The following is a 22,028-nucleotide window of genomic DNA, read 5'->3' on the forward strand; positions in this document are numbered from 1 at the left end:
TAACTATCTATTTAATGGGAAGAGAACGCCGACCACATATTGGAATTTTTGGAAGAAGAAATAATGGTAAAAGTACTCTGATCAACTTTTTAGCTGATCAGGAAATTGCAATTGTTTCGGATGTTGCCGGAACAACAACCGATCCGGTAAAAAAATCCTTTGAAATTACTGGTTTTGGTCCCGTAATTTTAATCGATACAGCTGGTATTGATGATACCGGAATACTTGGTGAAAAAAGAATTCTAAAAACCAATCAGACAATAAAAATTATCGATCTTGCAATTTTAGTAATTACCCATAATAAATTCGGAGAATTTGAACTATCACTCATTAAAAAATTTAAAAAACAAGATGTACCCTTTATTGCAGTTCACAATAAAGAAGATCTTGAACAAATAAATACAAATACCCGCAAATTACTCAATGTAGAAGGCTGCAAAGATATTCTTCCCTTTTCACAAATCAGTAGAAATACCGAAGACATAATAAAAAGTATAAAAAATACTATTCCCGAATCGGCATTCACAAACCCATCGCTTTTAGGCGATTTAATTTCTTATGGTGATATTGTTCTGTTAATTACTCCAATAGATATTGAAGCTCCCGAAGGGCGACTAATATTACCCCAAGTACAGGCAATTCGCGATATTTTAGATAACGATGCCGTTTCCATTGTTCTAAAAGAACGAGAAGTAGATGCTTTTCTCAGCAAAACAGGTATAAAACCCAAATTGGTTGTTACCGATAGTCAGGTTTTTCTAAAAGCTGCTGCCTCTATCCCTTCGGATATTGCACTAACCAGTTTTAGTATTATGCTCGCACATTTTAAGGGTAATTTTAGTGCATATCTGCAAGGAACACCAAAGATATCAGAATTAAAAGATAGAGACAAAGTACTAATTCTCGAAAGCTGCTCACATCATACCTCTTGCGATGATATTGGAAGAGTTAAAATACCGCGATGGATCTCAAATTATACAGGTAAGCAACTGGAATTTGTTGTAATTGCCGGCTTAGACGAAATTCCTGGCCAAATAACTGATTATGCACTATTGATTCAATGTGGTGGTTGCATGATTACTCCCAAGCAATTAAAAAACAGACTACAAGCAGCTATTGATGCTGGTATTCCTGTCACCAATTACGGAATGGCAATATCCTATGTGCAAGGAATATACAACAGAGCTGTAGCCCCGTTTTCTAAATCCGAGGACTCATCATTAGACTATCTGTAAAAAATTTGATTCCGAAATTGGACTTTACTTTAGGTTTATGATTACAATTGATAATTATTACCTTTAGTTTTTTAAATGCACACACAAAATCACAAAGACAATGAAAAAAATATTGTTTTTATTATTTATTAGCTTCCACACCATATTTCTTTCTTTAGCACAGGAAAAAGAATTTGTATTGCAAGGAATGATAGGAGGATTGCAGGAGAAAACCATTTATTTATACAAAGATAGTGGCGAAAACCTCGAATTAATTGACTCAATACAAACAAATAATGGCGAGTTTAAGTTTACGGGAAAATGTTCTCAGGCTTTTGCTGCCGAACTTCGAATATCAAGAGGGAGAAGGGGTAAAATATTTATATCGCCGTCGAGAATGAACCTTTTTGTTCATAAGGACAAAATGAAACATGGCTTTTTAATTGGAAAATTAAAAGGATCTCCCGCGCAAGACCGATACGAAGATTTTCAATTGCAGCTTGGCAAAAATAATAAAGAAAAACTTAAAATTGCCGATAATCTTGAAATCCCAGAAGTACAATCCGATTCTGTACAGAAAGCTCATTTTATGGCAGAATATGGTCGATTAAACCACTTTAAAGATGATTATTACTACAAATATGCATCGTCGCCAGTAATTCCTTATCTTATTTATCAGGAATATTTTGCAGCAAAAAAAAATCTGCAATACATTAAAAAACAACTAAAAACCTTAACCCTTGCCAATCCTAATGGCATGTACGTTAAAAACCTAAAAAAAAGAGTAGCAATTATCGACCGTCTTAAAAACCACGGACAGTTTCCTGATATCAAAGAAAAAACTCTTACCGGAAAACAGTTCGACTTAAATCAACTTAAAGGTGAATATGTGCTTCTCTATATTTGGCGCGCTTGGTTTCCCGAGCAAAACGAAAAATATTACCAATCGATTCAAGAGTTAACTACAAAATATCCACAACTCAATGTTGTAAGCATCATTAGAAATTCATCGTATAATATGATACGAATTCCAGGCACCAATAAAGGAGAACACTGGTCGCCTGAAGCCAGAACAGAATTAAACTGCATTGAAATCGAGAGCCTCGATAAAAGTGTTGAATTTGTAAAATATCTGGATAGAAATCTGCAAATTTTCCTTCTTGATAAACATGGCAAAATCCTTTTCAATCAAACTAAATTAAACTCAGAAAAACTCCATTCTCAACTTTCTAAATATCTTTAAAACTTAGCCTATTTAATTATATACTCAGTTTAACTATATTTATAACTTTGATTAAAGCAATAAACGTACTTCTCTATGCCTGATAATTTACTGAAAACCAAAGCTAATTTTGGCACCATGCCAGTTTTTATGACTGCTATTTCAACTATTCTAGGAGCTATTTTGTTCCTTCGATTTGGTTGGGCAGTAGGAAACGTAGGTTTTATTGGTGTAATTGGTATCATTATTTTAGGACATTTGATAACCATACCTACAGCAATGGCAGTAGCCGAAATTGCTACCAACCAAAAAGTACTAGGTGGCGGTGCGTATTACATCATTTCCCGATCGTTCGGATTAAATATTGGAGCTGCAATTGGAATCACACTCTACTTATCGCAAGCCATATCGGTAGCATTTTATGTAATTGCCTTTGCCGAAGCATTCGATCCACTTATACAATGGCTGGCAGATAATTACGGATGGTTGATATACGACAAAAGAGCAATTAGTATTCCCACTATGACCATTTTGTCGGTTCTTTTTCTTTATAGAGGAGCCAATGTAGGAATGAAAGCTTTATATGTGGTGGTAGCAACTCTTGGAGTTTCTTTGGTAATGTTTTTTATAGGAAGCCCTGCCGAAGCACCCAGCGAAATTGTATTAGATGCAACTGTCGAAAATCCTAAGAGTTTCTTTTATGTATTCACAATTGTATTTCCAGCATTTACAGGATTAGCTGCAGGCCTGGGCCTCTCTGGTGACCTGAAAGATCCGAGAAGATCGATTCCCAGAGGAACCATTTGGGCAACCATTGGTGGACTTGTAGTTTATATATGGGCAGCTTATAAATTTACCATTTCAGCAAGCCCAGAAGATCTAGTTGGTGATCAACTTATTATGAGTAGAATTGCCATTTGGGGACCGATTATTCCAATTGGTTTGGCTGCCGCATCTCTATCATCGGCCTTAGGCTCAATAATGGTTGCTCCACGTACCTTGCAAGCCATCGGTTTAGACGATATTTTCCCACAGAAAGGCTTAAACAAGTGGTTAAAATCAGAAAGTAAAAAAAATAACGAACCTATTAACGCATCAGCAATTTCTATTATTATAGCTTTTGTATTTGTATTTATTGGTGATGTTGATTTTGTAGCTCAAATTATCTCCATGTTTTTTATGGTTACCTATGGTGCTATTTGTATGATTTCCTTCCTGGAACATTTTGCAGCCGACCCATCGTACCGACCTACTTTCCGTTCCAAATGGTATTTTTCTTTAATGGGAGCTCTCCTTTCTTTCTGGATCATGTTTCAGATGAATATGAGTTATGCCATCTTGTCATTATTAATAATGGGCGGAATATACTATGGCATAAACGTAACCAGTAAAGAACATCGTGGCTTAGCAAAACTTTTTAGAGGAGTGGTTTTCCAACTAAGCAGACATCTGCAAATATTTGCCCAACGAGCCGAAAAAGGAGACAGGGAATTAAGCTGGAGACCATTTGCAATTTGTATTTCGCAAGATTCTTTTAAGCGCCGTTCCGCATTCGATCTGTTGCGCTGGATATCCTATAAATATGGATTTGGTACATACATTCATTTTCTGGAAGGATTCTTAAATGAGGATACCAACGACGAATCGAAAAAGGTGATGAACAGACTTATCAATCTGGCATCGGGAAGTAAAAACCGCGTGTACCTCGATACAATTATTAGCCCGTCGATGACCTCAGCAATTGCTCAGGTAATGCAGTTATCCGGAATATCCGGACACGGTTACAACTCCATTTTATTTGAATTCTCACGAACAGAACCCGACAGATTAAACTATGTAATCGACAATTATAACCTACTAGAATCTACACATTTCGATGTATGTATTTTAAATACTTCGTACAAAGGATTTGGCTATCAAAAAGAAATTCATGTTTGGATTGGAGCTAATGATCTCGAAAATGCGAATCTAATGATTCTTTTGGCCTACATTATCCAGGGACATCCCGATTGGAAAAAAGGAACCATTAAAATATTTGCCATTTACCCTGAAGATCAGCTCGATACCCAGAAGAACAAATTGTTGGGGCTTATTAAATCGGGTAGATTACCAATATCGCCAAGTAATATTGAACTGATTAATGCAAATTACGCCAATAAAAAACAGGTAATTATGCAAAACTCTATGGATGCCGATTTAAGTATTCTTGGATTTAACCACGAAGATATTGACCAGGAAGGAGTTGATCTATTTACAGGTTTCGAAGATATGGGGAATATTCTATTCGTAAGTTCATACAAAGAAATCAACATAAAATAATGAGCGATTTTATAAAAATAAGAGACGATTTAGGGAGAGAAATTAGTATTCCTTTTCCTCCAAAAAGAATTATTTCTACAGTTCCTTCAACCACCGAATTCCTATTCGATTTAGGCTTAGAAAACAATGTAATTTCGCGTACACGCTTTTGTAGGTATCCGCAGGAAAAGATAAAGAAATTACCAAATATTGGGGGGCCAAAAAATCTGTATTTAGATAAGATTCGGATGCTAAATCCTGATTTAATTTTAGCAAATGAAGAAGAAAACGATAAGGCTCAAATTGAATCCTTAATGGATAAATACCCTGTATATGTATCTAAAATTAGAAATCTTGATAATGCTTTAAACAACATTATTAATACAGGTAAAATAACAAATACAAGTCCGAAAGCCTTCGAAATTGCACATTCTATAAAAGCTAATTTTACAAAAATCCCGAAAAGGAACAAGAAAATAAAAAGCCTGTACCTTATTTGGAAAGATCCATACATAAGCGTTAGCAAAAATACATTCATTAATTCTATGCTCGATGTTTGTGGGTTTGAAAACGTAATTAAAGATTCTGAAAAAAGATATCCAAGGATTAGCGAAGAAGATATTCAAACTATAAATCCTGAATTAATACTTCTTTCGTCGGAACCATTCCCCTTTGAATCAATACATAAAGAACAACTACAACAAATTGTGCCGAATGCAAAAATCGAATTAGTAGATGGAGAAATGTTCGCCTGGTACGAATCGCACTTACTAAAAGCAAGTAGCTATTTTACCAAAATAATTTCTCAATTTCGCAAATAACAAAATTGTTATACAAAAGTAAGAATTAAAATGAAGGATGGATCTAAGCTAAAATTCTAGCCAATCCGATATTTCTTCCTATTTTTGCCCCGTACCTAAATACTTTTAAATGGAACGCATTGCTATTTTCCCGGGATCATTTGATCCATTTACCATTGGACACGAATCGATTGTTAGCCGGGCTTTACCTTTATTCGATAAAATTATTATTGCCATTGGATATAATTCTGAAAAGAAACAGTTTTTCCCAATCGAAAAAAGAATTCAATGGATAAAAGAAGCTTTTAACAACAATCCTAAAATTGAAGTGGAAACTTTTGCAGGATTAACGGTAAGCTACTGTCAGGAAAAAAACGCCGGTTTTATTTTACGCGGACTAAGAACTGCTGCCGACTTTGAGTATGAAAGAGCCATAGCACAAACCAACAAGAAAATGGCTTACGAAATTGAATCTGTATTTCTTTTAACAACTCCTGAACATACGATGATTACATCAACCATAGTTAGGGATATTATACGCCACGAAGGAGATGCTTCTCAATTTTTACCTAAAGTAGCTGACCCAGATGCATATAAACTAAATTTTTAAACATGTCACGAATAAGCAAAATTGTTTTAGTTATAGGAATTTTAGCTGCCGCCTGGATGATCATTGCACCCAATTATCTGCGTACAAGTCTAATATATTGGTATGCAAATATTGACGACTATAAAATTTTCGAAAATAAAGAAGTTTTAGTTGAAAATGGTATCGACTGGCCTGAAGCCGATTCTTATAACAAGCAAAAATTAGATCAGGAAGACAGAGAATATCTGGAATCGCACGAAACTGTTGCTTATTTAATAATACAAAACGGAAAACTAATTCACGAAGAATATTGGGACAATTACGCAAATGATTCCCATTCAAATATTTTCTCGGCAACCAAAAGTATTGTTAGCCTTTTAATTGGCATTGCCATTGACGAGGGCAAAATAAAATCGGTTGACGAGGAAATTGGAAATTACCTACCTGAATTTTCGGGAAAAGAAAGTGGAAAAATTACCATAAAAGAACTTTTAACAATGAGTTCAGGTCTCGATTGGAATGAGACCTACAGCAGCCCTACATCTATTACAACTCAAGCTTATTATGGAAAACACCTTAGAGAGGTAAGTACCCGCCAGCAGGTAATTGAAAAACCGGGAGTTCGATTCAGATATCAAAGTGGAAACACTCAATTACTTGCCTTTATCGTTGAGAAAGCTACTGGCGAAACCATAGCAAAATATGCCGAAAAAAAACTATGGAAACCAATGAATGCCGTTGAACCTGCCCTTTGGAGTGTAGACAAAAAAGATGGCGATGAGAAATCTTTTTGCTGCTTTAATACAAATGCAAGAGATGCAGCACGATTTGGTCAGCTAATTTTAAATAAAGGTCAGTGGAATGGTAAGCAATTGGTTTCACAAGATTATATTACTGAAGCCACAAGTGCGGCAGATTATCTGCTAAACGAAGAAAAAACTGCTCCTCTTAATTTTTACGGATATCAGTATTGGATTTTACCCTATAAAGGAATGAATATTCCTTATATGCGAGGTCACAGAGGACAATATATATATAGCATTGCAGAGAAAAATGCGGTTGTAGTACGCTTTGGAAAATTAAAAGACAAACAGCATAAAGGTGCAATTACAATGGATATTGAAAAATATATCGATATTGCTTTAAAGATTTTAAAATAAAAAAATACCAAGATCCCATTCTTATGAGAACATTAATGTTTTTACTGGTTGTTTTGAGCTTCCCGATTCAATCTATGGCTCAAAATGTTAGCATAAGTGGTAAAGCTCCTGCCTATGCAGGAAATCATTTAAAAGTAAAGTTTCACTCTGAAGTTTTTACCTATCAGGAACAAACAGTTTATGAATTCGATATAAATTCAGATGGAAGTTTTTCTGCTAATTTTAAAATAGAACAAACGCAATTATTTTTTATCCCTTTAGGAGTTTATAAAGGCTTTATTTTCCTGGAACCTGGTAAAAAATATGAAATTAAATTACCCCCCAAACAGGAACTAACACCAGCTCAAAAACTAAACCCTTTTTTCGAAGCCGAAGAATTAATGTTAGGTGTTGCCAATGCCGGTAAAGACGATTTGAATATTTTAATTCGCACACTAGATGATAATCTGGATGCATTTATAAACCAAAACTTTCACAAGATTTACCGAAAAAAAGAACTCTCTTTAGGAATTGAATTTTCGAATCAATTAAAGAATCAATACCACCCCATTAAAAATATTTATTTTAACGAATACTTAAAATATCGTTTAGGATTTTTAGAGTTTTTAGCCAGTCCCAATTCGTTTACAAAAATTGAAAATAAATATTTCCTGAACCAAAATTTTCAAACCAATAACCCAGCGTTTTTAAGCTTATATAAAAAACAATATGGGAATTTCTTTAACGGATATTTTAAACAAAAAGAATCGATAGAATTAAGCAAAGCATTTAAATCGGACGATACTTACAATCAAATTTCATTATTAATGCAAAAATATCCTGCATATAAAAATTTGCAGTTAAGAAATATAATTATTGCCAGCTCTATTTTCGATTCCTACACCCGAAAATTTATAGGAAAAGAAAAAACACTTTCAATTTTTAAAGATATCCTTAAATCAACAACTCATCCTTACAACAAAAAAGTATGCATTAATTACATTGCTAAAATTACGCACCTGCAAAAAAATTATCCTGCACCCAATTTTTCTATCAAAAATCATTCCTTAGCCAATTACAAAGGCAACTATTTATATCTGAATTTTTGTAATACTCAAAGCTATTCTTGTATTCAGGATTTTAAGGAAATTGAAAAATTAAAACAGCAATTTGGTAAATACGTTAATTTCCTGAGTATTGCTTGCGATTGGAACGAAGCAAGTGTGAAAGAATTTCTCAAAAAGAATAACTACTCCTGGCCCATTATTCCCATTGGCGAAGAACACCGATTAATTCATGAGTACAAGGTAAAAGCATTTCCAAGTTATGCTCTTATCGACCCCAAAGGAAATATTGTAAAAGCTCCTGCTGCTGGTCCTAAAGAAAATATACGCATGGAATTTATTAAAATTGTGAGAGATGCTACAAGAAAAACAAACAAAAATCACCACAATAAATAAGGGTGATTTTTGCTTAATACAACATTAAACCAATGTCTATTTTTTTTGTTTTAGTTTTAATTCTACCGGAGTTAAGTTTTTAATATTATCAGATACTGGACAACGATCTTCAATGGCTTCTAACCATTTCGCAAGTTCTTCATTACTGGCATCACAATCGGGCTCTATTGTAACTTTTATACCTTTATAACCGGCTCTTTCTTCAAATGATGTTCCAAACAATCGCTCTGGATTCAACTCTCCAGCCATTTTAATTTTTAACGAGCGCAGTTCAATGTTCATCTCATTGGCAATAACATGAGCCATTACATTAATACAACCACAATATGCAGCCAAAAGAAACTCAACAGGATTTGCACCTTCGTTGGTTCCTCCTAATTCTGAAGGTTCATCTATAATTAATTCAAATCCTCTTGCTTTAACAACGGTTTTAGTTGCACTTTCGCTATTCGCTTTAACTCTAAATTTCATATCTGCCATTTTGTTCTTGTTTTGTTGATTATTGCCATAAAAATGCAGCATCTTAGCTAGGATTAAAATTATTAGCTAAAGTATAGTTTCACTATATTTGATGTAATATTCCACCCCCTAATTATAATATCAAAGCAGGTAAAATGAATTTTGAATATCAAATAGAAAAACATCAAAAAGAAAATGAGAGAATTAGCGCAAACGACTGTCTAAATGCCTTAACTCCCGATCAAAAAAAATTGGTGGAAAATTCCACTACACTTCTTCAATTTGCAAAGGGAGAAACCATAATAAAACAAGGCTTTGTGGCCTCGCATGTTCTTTACATAGAAAAAGGCATTGCCAAACTCGATGTAACTAACGATTCTAAAGTATCAACAATAAAATTATTAGGTGGCGGCAATTTTGTAGGAATCGTGTGCAGTTTTGCCTGTAAGAATCTGGATTTTTCGGCAGTAGCTTTAGAAGACACAACTATACAAATGATTAATATGGATGTATTTCTAAGACTGATCAAGGAAAATGGCGAATTCGCATTTAAGCTCATTCGTCATATGTCATCAAATACAAACAATATCGTACATAGAACCAGTCGATTATCTACAAAAAATGTAGAAGGCTCTCTGGCCTTAATATTACAAGAACTTAGCGAAATATATAATAGTTTGAACTTTGAACTTCCTGTTAGCCGAATAGGACTTGCATCCATAGCTGGCTGTTCGAAAGAAAGTGCTATTAATGCCTTGCTTAAATTTAATAAGGATAAGATTATTAAGGTAAAAGATAAAAATATAGAAATACTTAAACCAGAACTTCTTCAACTTATTATTAAAAATGGATAGTCAATTGCTTAATCAGGTTCTGTGCAATTATTCGTTTATTACCTGCAGAATGGAAGCATAAGTATTCGCCTTAAACTCATCTAAATTATCCAGCAAAAGCCACTTAGCCAGCTGTATATCCTCTTCGGTTTGAGGAACCAATTCCTCGGAACCGGAGTAGTTCATTTTGTACCAATAAGTTCTTTTTAATACAAACTTCCCTTTCATCCAATAGGTATGATAAGTCGATTGTAATTCCTTTTCAATAGTAAGATTTGAAACACCACACTCTTCTTCCACTTCACGAACAGCAGCTTCGCGAAGCGATTCACCTTTCTCCACTTTTCCTTTTGGTAAATCCCATTTATCCAGTCGATAAATAGCCAACACCTGATTATTAGAATTATAAACCTTTCCTCCTGCTGCTTCAATATATTTAAAGCAGGATTTAAAATGCTCAAAAAGATCCTCTAAATTATCGGCCACAATAAAAATTGCATCCCTGTGCTCCTCTTCGTCGAACTGTAAAATAAGACCTTCTAAAGATTGCCCTTCAGTCCAGGCATATACCATTCCTTTAAAATTAGAACTTTCATTTTTATCACCTAAAAAAATCAATCGATCTTTAAAAAATACTTTATACATTTGCGGTATATTTTTAAAATGAGTTGGAAAAACATAATTCATTGAATTTCCGCTTTTTGAATTTACTTAACATCCATAAATCCATTGAAAGAATGCAAAATACTGCTAAACAAGTCGCTGAATATTTATTGCAAATAAAAGCAATTAAGCTTGAACCAACAAACCCATTTACCTGGGCATCTGGATGGAAATCGCCTATTTATTGCGACAACCGAAAAACACTTTCTTTTCCTGAGGTAAGAACCTACATAAAAAAAGCTTTTGCCCAAGCAGTTAAAGAAAAATATCCTGAGGTGGAAGTTATTGCAGGAGTGGCAACCGGAGCAATTGCACTGGGTGCATTGGTAGCTGAAGAAATGAATTTGCCTATGGTATATATTCGATCATCAGCAAAAGCTCATGGAATGACCAACTTAATTGAAGGTGAAGTTAAGTCCGGACAAAAAGTTGTGGTTATCGAAGATTTAATCTCGACAGGTGGTAGTAGCTTAAAAGCTGTAGAAGCATTGCGCGAAGCAAATTGCGATGTAATGGGAATGCTAGCAATTTTCACTTATGGTTTTCAAAAAGCCGAAGACAATTTCACAAATGCAAATTGTAACGTAGATACTTTAAGTAACTACAACGTAATGATTGATCGTGCTCAGGAAATTGGATACGTTAAACCTGAAGATGTTAATCAATTAAAACAATGGAGAAAAGATCCCGGAAATTGGGGAGTATAATTCCTTATTTTCTGGTAAAAATAAATTGAAAGAGAGTATTCTCCTATGAATACCCTCTTTTATATGTTAATTCCGATAAGTATTTAAATAATTCTATATCCAACTAAATTTGATAATAGCAATTAAAAATTTATCGGCATTAAGCTGAAAATAATTAGAATAAAAACGGATTAAACGGACGGATAAATGTCAACAACAAAAATTGTTAGCGAAGTAAAAAAGATTCCACACACTGTAGGTGATATTTATGGTTTCTTTTCGGATTTTAGAAAAATTGCCAAAGTATTTGAATTGGCAGCAAATAATCCGCAAGTTCAGGAACAAATAGAGGCACAAACTAAAAAGAAAGTTAATTTTAGCGAACATATTGAACATTGGGAGGCTACCGAAGACAATTGCACTTTCGTGATTAAAGGTTTTGGCGAAGCCGGCTTACAATTTGTCGAAAAAGACGAAAATAAAATGTTAAAACTCACTGGTTATGGCCGAAGTCCGTTCGAATTCTATATCTGGATTCAACTAATTGAAAAAGATGCTTACGATACCAGAATTAGACTTACCGTTCATGCAGAATTAAATGCTATGATGAAAATGATGATCAAAAAGAAATTAGAAAAGGGTATCAACCAACTTGCTGATGGCTTAACGCAAATTCCTTACAACATGCTTCAAAATATCGAATAAAAAAAATTAAAAGCTGTCGAATTTTTCTACAGCTTTTTTTGTGCCTTACTATTTTTTCAATAGTTTTGTTTTGAATGAATCTAAATAAGAAACATAGAATTCTTGCTTGGCTTTTATCATTGGCTTTATTACTGCCAATAATTATTAAAAGCGAACACATGATGTTCCCAAATCACGAACATCATTGTCATTCGTGCGCCTCACACAATTCGAGCTTATTTAATATTTGTCAAATTCAAGACTTCGACTATTTCTTTTTTACTGCAGTCGATATTATTCATATTCCTATTGCATTAGAAATATTGATTAAAAAGGATGGAATTGATTCTACTATCTGTTCAACAGTAAAAATCAATCTTAATTATTCACTGCGCGCTCCTCCACTCGTATAAAATCTAAAAATATTTACAAATACCAAGGATACAGATTCATAAACCATACGGTTTTTATCAAGTAAAATCTTGTATCCATAATTTTATACGATAATTCAATATAATTCTATTATAATATGAATAGATATTTATTGGCAATGCTACTGCTATTGCCTCAAATCACCTTTGCTATTGGCGAAATAAAAAATAATAAGCTAAGCGGAGTTATTAGTGATCAGAAAAATAATACACCTCTGCCAGGTGTAAGTATTTTCATTCCTGAAATTCAAAAAGGTACAATAAGCGAAACAGATGGAAGCTACAAACTGGATAATTTACCTTCTGGAAAATTGACTATTCAATTTTCATTTATTGGATACGAATCTGTTATTAAAACAATACTCATAAAAACAGAAAATACACATCTTGATATAAACTTACCATTTACCACTGTTACAACTCAGGAGGTAGTGGTTTCTGGTGGATTTCCTTCCGCACAGCACGAAAATTCAATTAAAATATCAGTTATTAAAGAAAATGAACTGCAACAACTTTCAACACCTTCCTTAGGAGAAAAGTTGGCAAGTATTCCAGGTGTAGATGTTATTTCTCGTAGTCCAGGAGTATCTACTCCTGTAATTCGAGGATTATCTTTAAATAATATTATATTCCTTAACAATGGAGTTCGTTTAGAAAACTTCCAGTTCTCAACAGATCATCCTTTTTTAACTAATGAACAAGGTGCCGATCACATTGAAGTAATCAAAGGTCCTGCATCATTGCTTTATGGTTCGGATGCCATGGGAGGTGTAATTAATGTGCTAAAAGAGAAACCGGCTCCAGCCAACTCATTTAAAGCAAATATAAATTCCGAATTCCATAGTGTTACCCAGGGAAACTCAAATAGTATAGGAGTTAAATCTTCAGGCAAAGATTGGTTTTGGATGATTCGAGCCAATCAGCAATCTCATAAAGACTATAAAGATGCATCGGGCAATTATGTACCAAATTCCCGATTTAATACCGAAGGCTTACAAGTCGGTCTTGGCTTAATTAAAGAGTATGGCAGTTTTAAAATTTATTACGACTACCTGCAACCTAAATTAGGAATGACCAATGGAGAATCTTTAAAAGTTGTATCAGAAGGGAAAAGAAAAAACCATTACTGGTATCAAGATCTAACACAGCATTTAATTTCATCACGAAATCGCTTATTTATTGGCAGATACAAACTCGAAGTTAATGCAGCTTACCAATTTAACAACCGACGATTAAACGGAAATCCAAACTCAGAAATTTTCCGAATGGTTGATATGGACTTAAACACATTTACCTACGACAGTAAATTGTATTTCCCAAGCTCAGACAATTCTGAATTTTTAGTTGGATTTCAAGGCATGCATCAATCGAACCAAAACCACGAAGCCCCAAACCGAGTAATTCCTGATGCTCAAATTGATGATTTTTCGGTCTTTTCTCTAATGAAAAAACAAATTGGTGCTGCAAACATTCAGTTTGGCGTTCGGTACGATCATCGCTCCATTTATGTTCCCGAACAAGAAGCTGGCGGACACTCTCATGGCGAAGCAGAAGAGCATGAAGAAGAAGAAGAACATCACGATGAAGGAGAACACGAAGAGGAACTGGTTCATATCAACAGGAAATTTGATCATTTGAATGCATCTTTAGGAGCTACATTCCATATTTCGGAATTGCTTTTACTACGAAGCAACTTTGCAAGCGGATATCGTGTACCTAATTTGGCAGAGCTTTCTCAACATGGTTTACATGGAAATCGATTCGAAGAAGGAAACATGGATTTAGATCCACAAAAAAGTTTAGAGTCTGATTTAGGAATTCATTATCATACACACAATCATAATATCGATTTTTCGATGTTCTACAATAAAGTGTACGACTACATTTATTTAGCACCAACTGACGAGCCAGCTCCGGAAGGAGAAGGTAATGTATATGCATACAGCCAACAGGATGCAAAACTTTATGGTGGTGAAGTGGCCATAAATGTTGTTCCCTTATCGTTCTTACAATTCCATACCGATTATGCCATGGTGATTGCCAAGCAAGATGATGGCGGACGCTTGCCATTTATTCCTCAGCATAAATGGAATATGAATGTAAAACTCTTTGCTAAGGGAAATAAACTATTTAAGGATCCTTTCTTCAGCATCAACTGGAAATACGCATTTAAACAGGATAATCCTGCTCAGTTCGAAACCGAAACTTCTTCCTACGATCTGTTTGGATTACAAGCAGGAAGTGATTTTAAAATAGGAAAATACAATGTAAATTTACTTGTAAGTGCGAGTAATCTTTTCGACAAAAAGTATATCGATCATTTATCAAGCCTTAAATCATTAGGATTTTATAATCCGGGCAGAAACCTGAGTATTAAACTTGGAATTAATTTATAAACACAGAGAGGTGAGCTAATGCATAAAGCTCACCTCTTTAAAATTATAAATCCGTTCTTCTAAATCCACTTTAATTCGTAATTGTCCAATTTCTGTAACACCATCAATAACACCATCAAATACGCCATGCTCATCAGAAAACTGATGTTTCTCATTCATCCAATACATCGAATCGAGATAATCTTTCTCCAGTTTATTTAAACAAGCATCTTCCAAGTCGAAATATCTTTTCTCAATACACTCTAGCAATTTCATTAATTCTGTTTCCAGTTCATATTGCTCACCAGTTATATTTGCAAGCGAAACCGGGTTTGGTGCATCAGACAAAAATTCTGTTTGATTAATATTTAAGCCCAGTCCGCAAATAGAATAACTTAAAGCCGATCCCATTATCGAATGTTCAATTAAAATTCCTGCTATTTTCTTATCATTAATATAGATATCATTTGGCCATTTTATAGAAACACCAGATACATATTGCTGTAAATAATCTCGTACTCCAAGCGAAATAACAATGGAAATATTAAATTGAAAATGAATTGGGAGAAATTCTGGCCTCAAAATTATACTAATGGTAAGGTTTTTGCCACTTTCACTTTCCCAGGAATTTGTATGTTGTCCGCGGCCTTTTGTCTGATTTAATGTCAAAACGACAGTGCCGGCAGCAGTATTTTCCGATTTTATTAATTCCGAAGCAAAATTATTTGTGGAATTTATCTTGTTTTTGCGTACAAGTAGTTGGGGAGTAAAGAGTTTTCGTTGCATTTTTAACAAATATTTTTGTGATGAATTCCTCTTAAAAAGGCAGAAATTAATTTAACTTATCTATTTACAAGAAATCGATAACAAAAGTAAAATTAATGATTAAAGGAATAAAAAAGATCAGAAGGATATATTAAAAAACTATAGCTAGAATGAAAATTGACTATTTTACTTTTAATTATTCTCGCTTTAACTAACTTTAAAAGGAATAAAAAAAATTATCTTTGTAATATAAAATATTAATATGACAAAAAAGCAGGAGTATAAGTCAGAAGAACTTGTAGAAGCTATTATTGAAGGATTGCAAGAAAATAAGGCTGAAGATATTGTAAAAATTGATTTAAGAAATATCGATAGTTCGGTTTGTAAATACTTTGTTATCTGTAACGGAACATCGAGTACGCATGTCGCAGGATTGACTGATTCGGTAGAAGATTACGTGAGAGAGCAAATCAATGAAAAAGTGTGGAAAAAAGAAGGATTACAGAATGCACAATGGATTCTCCTGGATTATGCAGATGTAGTGGTTCATATTTTTCAAAAAGAATACCGGGATTTTTACCGCCTGGAAAGTTTATGGGCAGATGCTCCAATTATCCGAATTGAGGATGCGCAGCCAAATCAATAACATTTAACTAAAAAGAATGACAGAGAATAATAAAAAAAATAAATCTCCTTTCTCGTCAGGGAAAAATGGAAATAACATGCTAAAACCTCCAAAATTCAATGCTTATTGGATTTATGGATTAATAGCTGTTGCAATAATTGCCCTTAACTTGATGGATTTAGGCCAAAGCCCGAAGGAAACAAGTTGGAGAAAAGTTAAGAATGAATTAATTCGAAATCAGGATATTGACCGCATTGTAGTAGTTAGAAATACACTGGATGTAAATGTTTATTTAAGAGAAGCAAGCCTTGATAAATATCCAGATTTATTCGAAAGTAGTTTTGATTCTCCTTCAAAAGCAGGACCTCATTACACTTTCCGCATTGGGTCGATCGAGCAATTTGCCGAACAACTTACCAACGCACAAAAAAATATTACCGAAGCCGATAGAATAGAACCAGAATATGTGACTCAGGAAAATTATTTTGGCGATTTTATTGGATGGATTCTTCCTTTTGCCTTGATTTTAGGTATTTGGTTCTATGTTTTCCGCAGAATGAGCAAAGGTTCTGGCGGCAGTGGCGGCGGTGGTAATATCTTTAATGTTGGTAAATCAAAAGCCAAAGTCTTTGACAAGGAATCGAATATCAATATAAATTTTAAAGATGTTGCTGGTTTAGCTGAAGCAAAACAAGAGGTAGAAGAAATTGTAGAATTTTTAAAGCATCCACAAAGATATACCAAGTTAGGTGGTAAAATTCCAAAAGGTGCGCTGCTTGTTGGCCCTCCGGGAACAGGTAAAACCTTATTGGCAAAAGCCGTTGCTGGAGAAGCTAATGTGCCATTTTTTAGCATGTCGGGTTCCGATTTTGTAGAAATGTTTGTTGGTGTTGGAGCAAGTCGTGTGCGCGATTTGTTTAAGCAAGCAAAAGAAAAAGCGCCTTGTATTGTATTTATCGATGAGATTGATGCAATTGGTAGAGCTCGTGGTAAAAACCCTAATATGGGTTCCAACGACGAACGTGAAAATACACTAAATCAGCTATTAACAGAAATGGATGGTTTCGACACCAATTCGGGTGTTATTATTTTAGCAGCTACCAACCGCGCTGATATTCTCGACCGTGCTTTAATGCGTGCCGGACGATTCGATCGTCAAATTCATGTTGAATTGCCTGATTTAAATGAAAGACAGGAGATATTTAATGTTCACCTAAAACCACTTAAACTAGATCCAAAGATAGACCAATCGTTTCTTGCCAAGCAAACTCCAGGTTTCTCTGGTGCCGATATTGCAAATGTATGTAACGAATCGGCTTTAATTGCTGCTCGTAAGAAAAAGGATATTATCGAGAAACAAGATTTTCTGGATGCCATTGATAGAATTATTGGTGGTTTAGAAAAGAAAAATAAAATCATTTCGCTTCAGGAAAAGAAAACAATAGCTTTTCATGAAGCAGGACATGCAACTATTTCGTGGTTATTAGAACATGCTCATCCTTTGGTTAAAGTAACAATTGTACCACGAGGAAAAGCATTAGGTGCTGCCTGGTATCTTCCCGAAGAAAGAAGCATTACTACCAAAGAACAACTGCTTGACGAAATGTGCTCTACACTTGGTGGTAGAGCTGCCGAAGAAATTACTTTTAACAAAATTTCTACCGGTGCACAAAACGATCTCGAAAAAGTTACCAAGCAAGCAATCGCCATGGTTTCGATTTTTGGAATGAGCGATAAAGTTGGCAATGTGAGTTATTACGATTCGAGCGGACAATCAGATTACTCTTTCTCGAAACCATACAGCGAGAAAACTGCCGAATTAATCGATAAAGAAGTAAAAATAATAATTGAAAATAGTTACGAAAGAGCAAAACAAGTTCTTCTCGATAATCAAGCTGGTCACAAAAAACTGGCAGAATTACTTTTAGAGCGTGAAGTAATCTTCAGCGAAGATTTAGAAGATATTTTTGGCAAAAGAGAATTTGGAACTTCAGAAATTGAAGATGCTAAAATTATTCCAAATAAAGACGAAGAAAACTTAAAAGAAGACAACGAAAGTAAGGCAATATAATATTGCTGCCATTCAAAATAATTTTAAACTGAATTGCCAATTAAGTTTGGCGATTCAGTTTTTTTTTGATGTTAATTACTTTTCCTCTGACAAATAGCTTATTTTAGAATGTCAAGTATACGGCCAAAAAAATGTAATTAAAAAATGTCGCGAAAAAACATTACTTTTGAGAGCTTATTAAAGAACAAAGCAAGCCCGTGTATTTTAACTGGCAAAACTATTAATACATTACAAGTGGGGAATTTCATAAAAAGAACATTTTTTGGAGCAATATTCGCAATCATCCTGGTAACAGGAATAGTCATTCACCCTATCGCATTTTTTGCAATATTTTTGGGCATCACACTACTTAGTGTTTACGAATTTCTCACCTTAATTAAGAAAAACACCTGCTCACCACAAATTCTATCCGGATTACTAAGTACTGGCCTTCTTTTTACGTCTTGCTTTGTTTCAGTATATTTCGGCAGCACACTACTTTTTGCATTATTTGTGCTTGTAACTGTTCTTATTCCTATTATTGAGATGTATCGGAAAAAGTCAAACCCTTTTGGGAATATTTCCTATACCCTTATGGGAATTTTATATGTAGCAGTACCTTTCTCCTTACTAAACTTTTTAGTTTTTCCTTTCGGTGATCATGAGTTTCACTGGAAAATATTAATGGCTTTATTTATTCTTATTTGGGCAAATGATAGCGGGGCTTATATAGTTGGTGTAAATTTTGGTAAGCATCGATTATTTGAAAGAATATCTCCAAAAAAATCCTGGGAAGGAAGCATTGGAGGAGCTGTGGTCACACTTGCAATATCATGGGTAATATCTCTATATTCTAATGACTTAAATCTAATTCAATGGTTAATCATTGGTACGATTGTAGTTATATTTGGATCTTTTGGAGATTTGGTTGAATCGCTTCTTAAAAGAAGTTTAAAAATTAAAGATTCAGGAAATATTATACCAGGACATGGTGGCTTACTGGACCGTTTCGATGCAATTCTTCTTGTCTCGCCAATGGTTTTCGTATTCTTACAAGTTATCAAAGAATTTTTTCATTAAATTTGTAGCAGATTTAAACTTGTAATAGTAATTACTCAGGATGTAATAAAATATTGGGTTTAAATCATCATTTAAAAAATATATATGACAATTCACAAAGAAGGATACGGAGTAATAGGAGTCTTTTTCATGATTTTAGCTGCAATAGATGTAATAGTATATCTTATTGCAGGTTCTAGTATTCTTTTAAATATATTTCTTTTTGCTACCATAGCATTTTTCTTACTAGTGGTATCATTTTTTAGAGTTCCTAAACGAGTACCTGTTACCGGAGATAATTTAATTATTTCTCCTGCCGATGGTAAAGTTGTTGTAATCGAAGAAACCGAAGAGATCGAATATTTTAAAGATAAAAGATTACAGGTCTCAATTTTTATGTCTCCTCTTAACGTTCATATTAATTGGTATCCTGTACAAGGATTAGTAAAATACTTCAGACACCATAGTGGTTTATTTTTGAAAGCATGGTTGCCAAAATCATCGACCGAAAACGAAAGAACCACCATTGTTATCGAGAAAGATAAGAACACTTCAATTTTAATGCGCCAAATTGCCGGTGCTGTTGCCCGTAGAATTGTTGCTTATGCAAAAGAAGGAGAAAAAATTAAACAGTCTGAGCAGGAAGGATTTATAAAATTCGGATCGAGAGTAGATCTTTATCTGCCTTTAGGCACTAAAATTGATGTTGAATTGAACCAAAAAGTAACTGGCTCACAAACAATAATTGGTCGATTAAAATAAAATCTACTTTGTTAATTTTAAGTTTATCCTCTAAGAATTAACTTTCAGAACTACTTTTTCAACTAATAAAGAATTATTTTAGTTTAAATAAAAACTAAACTATTTTTTATGGATTTAAATATTAAGAACCAACTTTTTGTTGTGTGTGGAGCAACATCGGGTTTTGGTGCTGCTGTGCTATCTCAGCTTATTGGAGATGGTGCAAAAGTAATTGCCATTGCTCGAGGAAAAGAAAAGCTTACTGATTTACAAAAAAAATATCCATCGGCAATAGAAGCTCATTGTGCCGATATCACCCAATCGGAAACTATACATAGTCTGGTAAAAAAATTGGTAGCCGTAAACTGTCAGGTGTATTTGTAAATGCCGGAGGACCTCCTGCCATGAAAACCATGGAAACCACTCTTATCGACTGGGATAATGCTTATCATCAGCTATTACGATGGAAAGTAGAGCTTACTCAAGCTTTAATTCCCATAATGCTAAAAGAAAACTATGGAAGATTTGTTTTTCTGGAAAGCTCATCGGTAAAACAACCTATTGATAATTTAGTCCTAAGTACATTGCTTCGTCTTTCAGTAGTTGGATTTGTAAAAACATTATCGCAGGAAATTGCCAAATCGGGAGTAAATTTGAATATTATTGGTCCGGGATATCATGAAACACCTGCTATAAACCGCCTTTTAGATAAAAAAGCTGAACAAGAAAATATTAGTTCTAAGGAAGCAAAAAGTAAAATTACTTCAAGTATTCGCATGAAAAAAATGGGGAATCCCGAAGACTTAGGACAACTGGCAGCTTGGCTACTTTCTCGAGCATCGGCCTATATAAGCGGACAAACCATAAGCGTAGATGGAGGACAAATTTTAGGAATACACGGATAAAACAAATCATAATAAACATGATTCTCTAAAAATACTTTACATTTAATTGCTTTGATACAAGATATTTATTAACTTAATAGGACCCAAAATTTAATCCTAAAACTCTTGTAAAATGAAGAAATTACTCGACAGTTTTTTAACCTTCTTCAAGTCATCCGATGAAGAATCTTTCTACTACGTTAAAATGGAACGTAACGAAAAATGTTACTGTGGCAGTGGTAAAAAATACAAATCCTGTCATTATCCTGATCATCAGAAAAAAAGTAAATTGGCAGTAAGAAAAATCGATGAAATTACGGGTGAAGAAGAAATTAAAATTATGAGTATTAAAAAATTACGTAAAGAACATTCTTTGGTTAAATCCAGTGTTCATTAATAAATAAGTTTTGTTCACAAAAAAAAGAGGTCTCTTTCTAGTATAAATTGATCTCTTTTTTTTGTAATATTTTATACTATTCTTATCGCTGAACAGATTGTACCTGCTCTAAAGAGATACTTCCATATTGATTTCCCCAGGAATTTAGCACATAATTAAAAACAAAAACAAGTTCAGTATCGGTTAAACCCGATGATGGCATCAGACTATTGTATTTTATACCATTCACTTTTATGGGTTTATTGCTGCCATATTTAACCATGTAAATAGCATCTGTCAAATGTTTTTCCAGATAATCAGATGAAGCCAAAGGAGGATAAAATTTTTCCACTCCCTTTCCGTTTTTCATGTGACAATTCATGCATTTTGCACGATACAACTGAGCTCCCTTTTCTAAATTTTCGCTAGTTAATTCAATTTTCGTGACACTTTTAACTTCTTTTTTATTCGTAGATCCACCACAGGAAATTAAGAAAAAACAGGCCAGTATAAATATTAGATTTGTTATTTTCATAAACAGATTTCATAAATAGTTTTATTAAAAATAGTAAAGATCGAGCAAATATTCAACAGTCTGATAATATGATTAAATAAAGAGCACCCCGCCCCTAACGAAATGCCCTCTTTTCTATTACTAACTAAACACTAATCTAC

General features: G+C 34.0%; 23 protein-coding genes. 19 read left to right on the top strand and 4 right to left on the bottom strand.

Translation table 11 applies throughout. The annotated features are described in order from the left end of the window. Positions 1-14: 14 nt before the first annotated feature. From hydF to ACT3CE_RS02650, 7 genes are all read left to right on the top strand, one after another. Positions 15-1,235: a [FeFe] hydrogenase H-cluster maturation GTPase HydF gene (gene hydF / locus ACT3CE_RS02620; RefSeq protein ID WP_444708201.1), complete on the top strand. Its 1,221-nt coding sequence runs from the start codon at positions 15-17 to the stop codon at positions 1,233-1,235. A gap of 100 nt (positions 1,236-1,335) precedes the next feature. Continuing rightward, positions 1,336-2,457, top strand: coding sequence for a DUF4369 domain-containing protein (locus ACT3CE_RS02625; protein WP_444708202.1), 1,122 nt, complete (start codon positions 1,336-1,338; stop codon positions 2,455-2,457). A 75-nt stretch (positions 2,458-2,532) separates the two neighbouring features. After that, positions 2,533-4,755 (top strand): amino acid permease, encoded by a 2,223-nt coding sequence (locus tag ACT3CE_RS02630; RefSeq protein ID WP_444708203.1) that lies wholly within the window; start codon positions 2,533-2,535, stop codon positions 4,753-4,755. Further along, on the top strand, positions 4,755-5,555 hold the full coding sequence (locus ACT3CE_RS02635) for an ABC transporter substrate-binding protein (protein ID WP_444708204.1): 801 nt from the start codon (positions 4,755-4,757) through the stop codon (positions 5,553-5,555). The genes ACT3CE_RS02630 and ACT3CE_RS02635 overlap by 1 nt, the downstream gene beginning before the upstream one ends. A 109-nt stretch (positions 5,556-5,664) precedes the next feature. Next, positions 5,665-6,144 carry a pantetheine-phosphate adenylyltransferase gene (gene coaD, locus ACT3CE_RS02640; protein ID WP_444708205.1) on the top strand — a complete coding sequence of 160 codons (480 nt, stop codon included), beginning with the start codon at positions 5,665-5,667 and terminating at the stop codon, positions 6,142-6,144. Between the two features lie 2 nt (positions 6,145-6,146). After that, on the top strand, positions 6,147-7,283 hold the full coding sequence (locus tag ACT3CE_RS02645; RefSeq protein WP_444708206.1) for a serine hydrolase domain-containing protein: 1,137 nt from the start codon (positions 6,147-6,149) through the stop codon (positions 7,281-7,283). A 23-nt stretch (positions 7,284-7,306) separates the two neighbouring features. Beyond that, positions 7,307-8,722, top strand: coding sequence for a TlpA family protein disulfide reductase (locus ACT3CE_RS02650; RefSeq protein WP_444708207.1), 1,416 nt, complete (start codon positions 7,307-7,309; stop codon positions 8,720-8,722). 36 nt (positions 8,723-8,758) lie between these two features. Here ACT3CE_RS02650 and ACT3CE_RS02655 read toward each other — a convergent pair whose 3' ends face one another. Beyond that, positions 8,759-9,202 (bottom strand): OsmC family protein, encoded by a 444-nt coding sequence (locus tag ACT3CE_RS02655; protein WP_444708208.1) that lies wholly within the window; start codon positions 9,200-9,202, stop codon positions 8,759-8,761. A gap of 134 nt (positions 9,203-9,336) precedes the next feature. Here ACT3CE_RS02655 and ACT3CE_RS02660 point away from each other — a divergent pair, with 134 nt between their 5' ends. Beyond that, positions 9,337-10,035, top strand: a complete 699-nt coding sequence (locus tag ACT3CE_RS02660; protein ID WP_444708209.1) for a Crp/Fnr family transcriptional regulator — start codon at positions 9,337-9,339, stop codon at positions 10,033-10,035. Positions 10,036-10,062: 27 nt separating this feature from the next. Here ACT3CE_RS02660 and ACT3CE_RS02665 read toward each other — a convergent pair whose 3' ends face one another. Further along, positions 10,063-10,659: an NUDIX domain-containing protein gene (locus ACT3CE_RS02665; protein WP_444708210.1), complete on the bottom strand. Its 597-nt coding sequence runs from the start codon at positions 10,657-10,659 to the stop codon at positions 10,063-10,065. A gap of 92 nt (positions 10,660-10,751) precedes the next feature. Between ACT3CE_RS02665 and pyrE the strand changes: the two genes are divergently transcribed. The 4 genes from pyrE to ACT3CE_RS02685 all read left to right on the top strand — a co-directional run bounded on the left by pyrE (position 10,752) and on the right by ACT3CE_RS02685 (position 14,874). After that, positions 10,752-11,384 carry an orotate phosphoribosyltransferase gene (gene pyrE, locus ACT3CE_RS02670; RefSeq protein ID WP_444708211.1) on the top strand — a complete coding sequence of 211 codons (633 nt, stop codon included), beginning with the start codon at positions 10,752-10,754 and terminating at the stop codon, positions 11,382-11,384. A 186-nt stretch (positions 11,385-11,570) separates the two neighbouring features. After that, positions 11,571-12,068, top strand: a complete 498-nt coding sequence (locus ACT3CE_RS02675; RefSeq protein WP_444708212.1) for a hypothetical protein — start codon at positions 11,571-11,573, stop codon at positions 12,066-12,068. Positions 12,069-12,142: 74 nt separating this feature from the next. Next, positions 12,143-12,460 carry a hypothetical protein gene (locus ACT3CE_RS02680; RefSeq protein WP_444708213.1) on the top strand — a complete coding sequence of 106 codons (318 nt, stop codon included), beginning with the start codon at positions 12,143-12,145 and terminating at the stop codon, positions 12,458-12,460. A 116-nt stretch (positions 12,461-12,576) separates the two neighbouring features. Continuing rightward, positions 12,577-14,874 (top strand): TonB-dependent receptor, encoded by a 2,298-nt coding sequence (locus ACT3CE_RS02685; RefSeq protein ID WP_444708214.1) that lies wholly within the window; start codon positions 12,577-12,579, stop codon positions 14,872-14,874. 15 nt (positions 14,875-14,889) lie between these two features. Here ACT3CE_RS02685 and ACT3CE_RS02690 read toward each other — a convergent pair whose 3' ends face one another. Beyond that, positions 14,890-15,639, bottom strand: a complete 750-nt coding sequence (locus tag ACT3CE_RS02690; RefSeq protein WP_444708215.1) for a biotin--[acetyl-CoA-carboxylase] ligase — start codon at positions 15,637-15,639, stop codon at positions 14,890-14,892. Positions 15,640-15,880: 241 nt separating this feature from the next. Here ACT3CE_RS02690 and rsfS point away from each other — a divergent pair, with 241 nt between their 5' ends. From rsfS to ACT3CE_RS02725, 7 genes are all read left to right on the top strand, one after another. Then, a complete protein-coding gene (gene rsfS / locus ACT3CE_RS02695) occupies positions 15,881-16,264 on the top strand; it encodes a ribosome silencing factor (RefSeq protein ID WP_444708216.1) in 384 nt (127 codons plus the stop codon). 16 nt (positions 16,265-16,280) lie between these two features. Then, on the top strand, positions 16,281-18,314 hold the full coding sequence (gene ftsH / locus ACT3CE_RS02700; RefSeq protein WP_444708217.1) for an ATP-dependent zinc metalloprotease FtsH: 2,034 nt from the start codon (positions 16,281-16,283) through the stop codon (positions 18,312-18,314). 144 nt (positions 18,315-18,458) lie between these two features. After that, entirely contained in the window at positions 18,459-19,373 is a 915-nt protein-coding gene (locus tag ACT3CE_RS02705) for a phosphatidate cytidylyltransferase (protein WP_444708218.1), read from the top strand. An 84-nt stretch (positions 19,374-19,457) separates the two neighbouring features. After that, positions 19,458-20,114 carry a phosphatidylserine decarboxylase family protein gene (locus tag ACT3CE_RS02710; protein ID WP_444708219.1) on the top strand — a complete coding sequence of 219 codons (657 nt, stop codon included), beginning with the start codon at positions 19,458-19,460 and terminating at the stop codon, positions 20,112-20,114. Between the two features lie 108 nt (positions 20,115-20,222). Further along, positions 20,223-20,477: an SDR family NAD(P)-dependent oxidoreductase gene (locus ACT3CE_RS02715; RefSeq protein ID WP_444708220.1), complete on the top strand. Its 255-nt coding sequence runs from the start codon at positions 20,223-20,225 to the stop codon at positions 20,475-20,477. A 20-nt stretch (positions 20,478-20,497) separates the two neighbouring features. After that, positions 20,498-20,998 (top strand): SDR family oxidoreductase, encoded by a 501-nt coding sequence (locus ACT3CE_RS02720; protein WP_444708221.1) that lies wholly within the window; start codon positions 20,498-20,500, stop codon positions 20,996-20,998. A 112-nt stretch (positions 20,999-21,110) separates the two neighbouring features. Continuing rightward, entirely contained in the window at positions 21,111-21,374 is a 264-nt protein-coding gene (locus ACT3CE_RS02725; protein WP_444708222.1) for an SEC-C metal-binding domain-containing protein, read from the top strand. An 82-nt stretch (positions 21,375-21,456) separates the two neighbouring features. On the opposite strand, the gene ACT3CE_RS02730 is transcribed toward ACT3CE_RS02725, so the two are convergent. Then, a complete protein-coding gene (locus ACT3CE_RS02730; RefSeq protein ID WP_444708223.1) occupies positions 21,457-21,888 on the bottom strand; it encodes a c-type cytochrome in 432 nt (143 codons plus the stop codon). Positions 21,889-22,028: the final 140 nt, after the last annotated feature.

The organism is Marinifilum sp. RC60d5 (genome assembly GCF_052400665.1).
Classification (GTDB): Bacteria; Bacteroidota; Bacteroidia; order Bacteroidales; family Marinifilaceae; genus JBQTGK01.

Bases quoted from the DNA above. Each gene is read 5' to 3' on its own strand.
- coaD (WP_444708205.1), top strand. From the start codon at position 5,665: ATGGAACGCATTGCTATTTTCCCGGGATCATTTGATCCATTTACCATT.
- ACT3CE_RS02720 (WP_444708221.1), top strand. From the start codon at position 20,498: ATGAAAACCATGGAAACCACTCTTATCGACTGGGATAATGCTTATCAT.
- ACT3CE_RS02625 (WP_444708202.1), top strand. From the start codon at position 1,336: ATGAAAAAAATATTGTTTTTATTATTTATTAGCTTCCACACCATATTT.
- ACT3CE_RS02675 (WP_444708212.1), top strand. From the start codon at position 11,571: ATGTCAACAACAAAAATTGTTAGCGAAGTAAAAAAGATTCCACACACT.
- ACT3CE_RS02690 (WP_444708215.1), bottom strand. From the start codon at position 15,639: ATGCAACGAAAACTCTTTACTCCCCAACTACTTGTACGCAAAAACAAG.
- ACT3CE_RS02715 (WP_444708220.1), top strand. From the start codon at position 20,223: ATGGATTTAAATATTAAGAACCAACTTTTTGTTGTGTGTGGAGCAACA.
- ACT3CE_RS02680 (WP_444708213.1), top strand. From the start codon at position 12,143: ATGAATCTAAATAAGAAACATAGAATTCTTGCTTGGCTTTTATCATTG.
- ACT3CE_RS02705 (WP_444708218.1), top strand. From the start codon at position 18,459: ATGTCGCGAAAAAACATTACTTTTGAGAGCTTATTAAAGAACAAAGCA.
- ACT3CE_RS02665 (WP_444708210.1), bottom strand. From the start codon at position 10,659: ATGTATAAAGTATTTTTTAAAGATCGATTGATTTTTTTAGGTGATAAA.
- ACT3CE_RS02630 (WP_444708203.1), top strand. From the start codon at position 2,533: ATGCCTGATAATTTACTGAAAACCAAAGCTAATTTTGGCACCATGCCA.
- ACT3CE_RS02710 (WP_444708219.1), top strand. From the start codon at position 19,458: ATGACAATTCACAAAGAAGGATACGGAGTAATAGGAGTCTTTTTCATG.
- hydF (WP_444708201.1), top strand. From the start codon at position 15: ATGGGAAGAGAACGCCGACCACATATTGGAATTTTTGGAAGAAGAAAT.
- ACT3CE_RS02685 (WP_444708214.1), top strand. From the start codon at position 12,577: ATGAATAGATATTTATTGGCAATGCTACTGCTATTGCCTCAAATCACC.
- ACT3CE_RS02645 (WP_444708206.1), top strand. From the start codon at position 6,147: ATGTCACGAATAAGCAAAATTGTTTTAGTTATAGGAATTTTAGCTGCC.
- pyrE (WP_444708211.1), top strand. From the start codon at position 10,752: ATGCAAAATACTGCTAAACAAGTCGCTGAATATTTATTGCAAATAAAA.
- ACT3CE_RS02635 (WP_444708204.1), top strand. From the start codon at position 4,755: ATGAGCGATTTTATAAAAATAAGAGACGATTTAGGGAGAGAAATTAGT.
- ACT3CE_RS02650 (WP_444708207.1), top strand. From the start codon at position 7,307: ATGAGAACATTAATGTTTTTACTGGTTGTTTTGAGCTTCCCGATTCAA.
- ftsH (WP_444708217.1), top strand. From the start codon at position 16,281: ATGACAGAGAATAATAAAAAAAATAAATCTCCTTTCTCGTCAGGGAAA.
- ACT3CE_RS02660 (WP_444708209.1), top strand. From the start codon at position 9,337: ATGAATTTTGAATATCAAATAGAAAAACATCAAAAAGAAAATGAGAGA.
- ACT3CE_RS02655 (WP_444708208.1), bottom strand. From the start codon at position 9,202: ATGGCAGATATGAAATTTAGAGTTAAAGCGAATAGCGAAAGTGCAACT.
- ACT3CE_RS02730 (WP_444708223.1), bottom strand. From the start codon at position 21,888: ATGAAAATAACAAATCTAATATTTATACTGGCCTGTTTTTTCTTAATT.
- rsfS (WP_444708216.1), top strand. From the start codon at position 15,881: ATGACAAAAAAGCAGGAGTATAAGTCAGAAGAACTTGTAGAAGCTATT.
- ACT3CE_RS02725 (WP_444708222.1), top strand. From the start codon at position 21,111: ATGAAGAAATTACTCGACAGTTTTTTAACCTTCTTCAAGTCATCCGAT.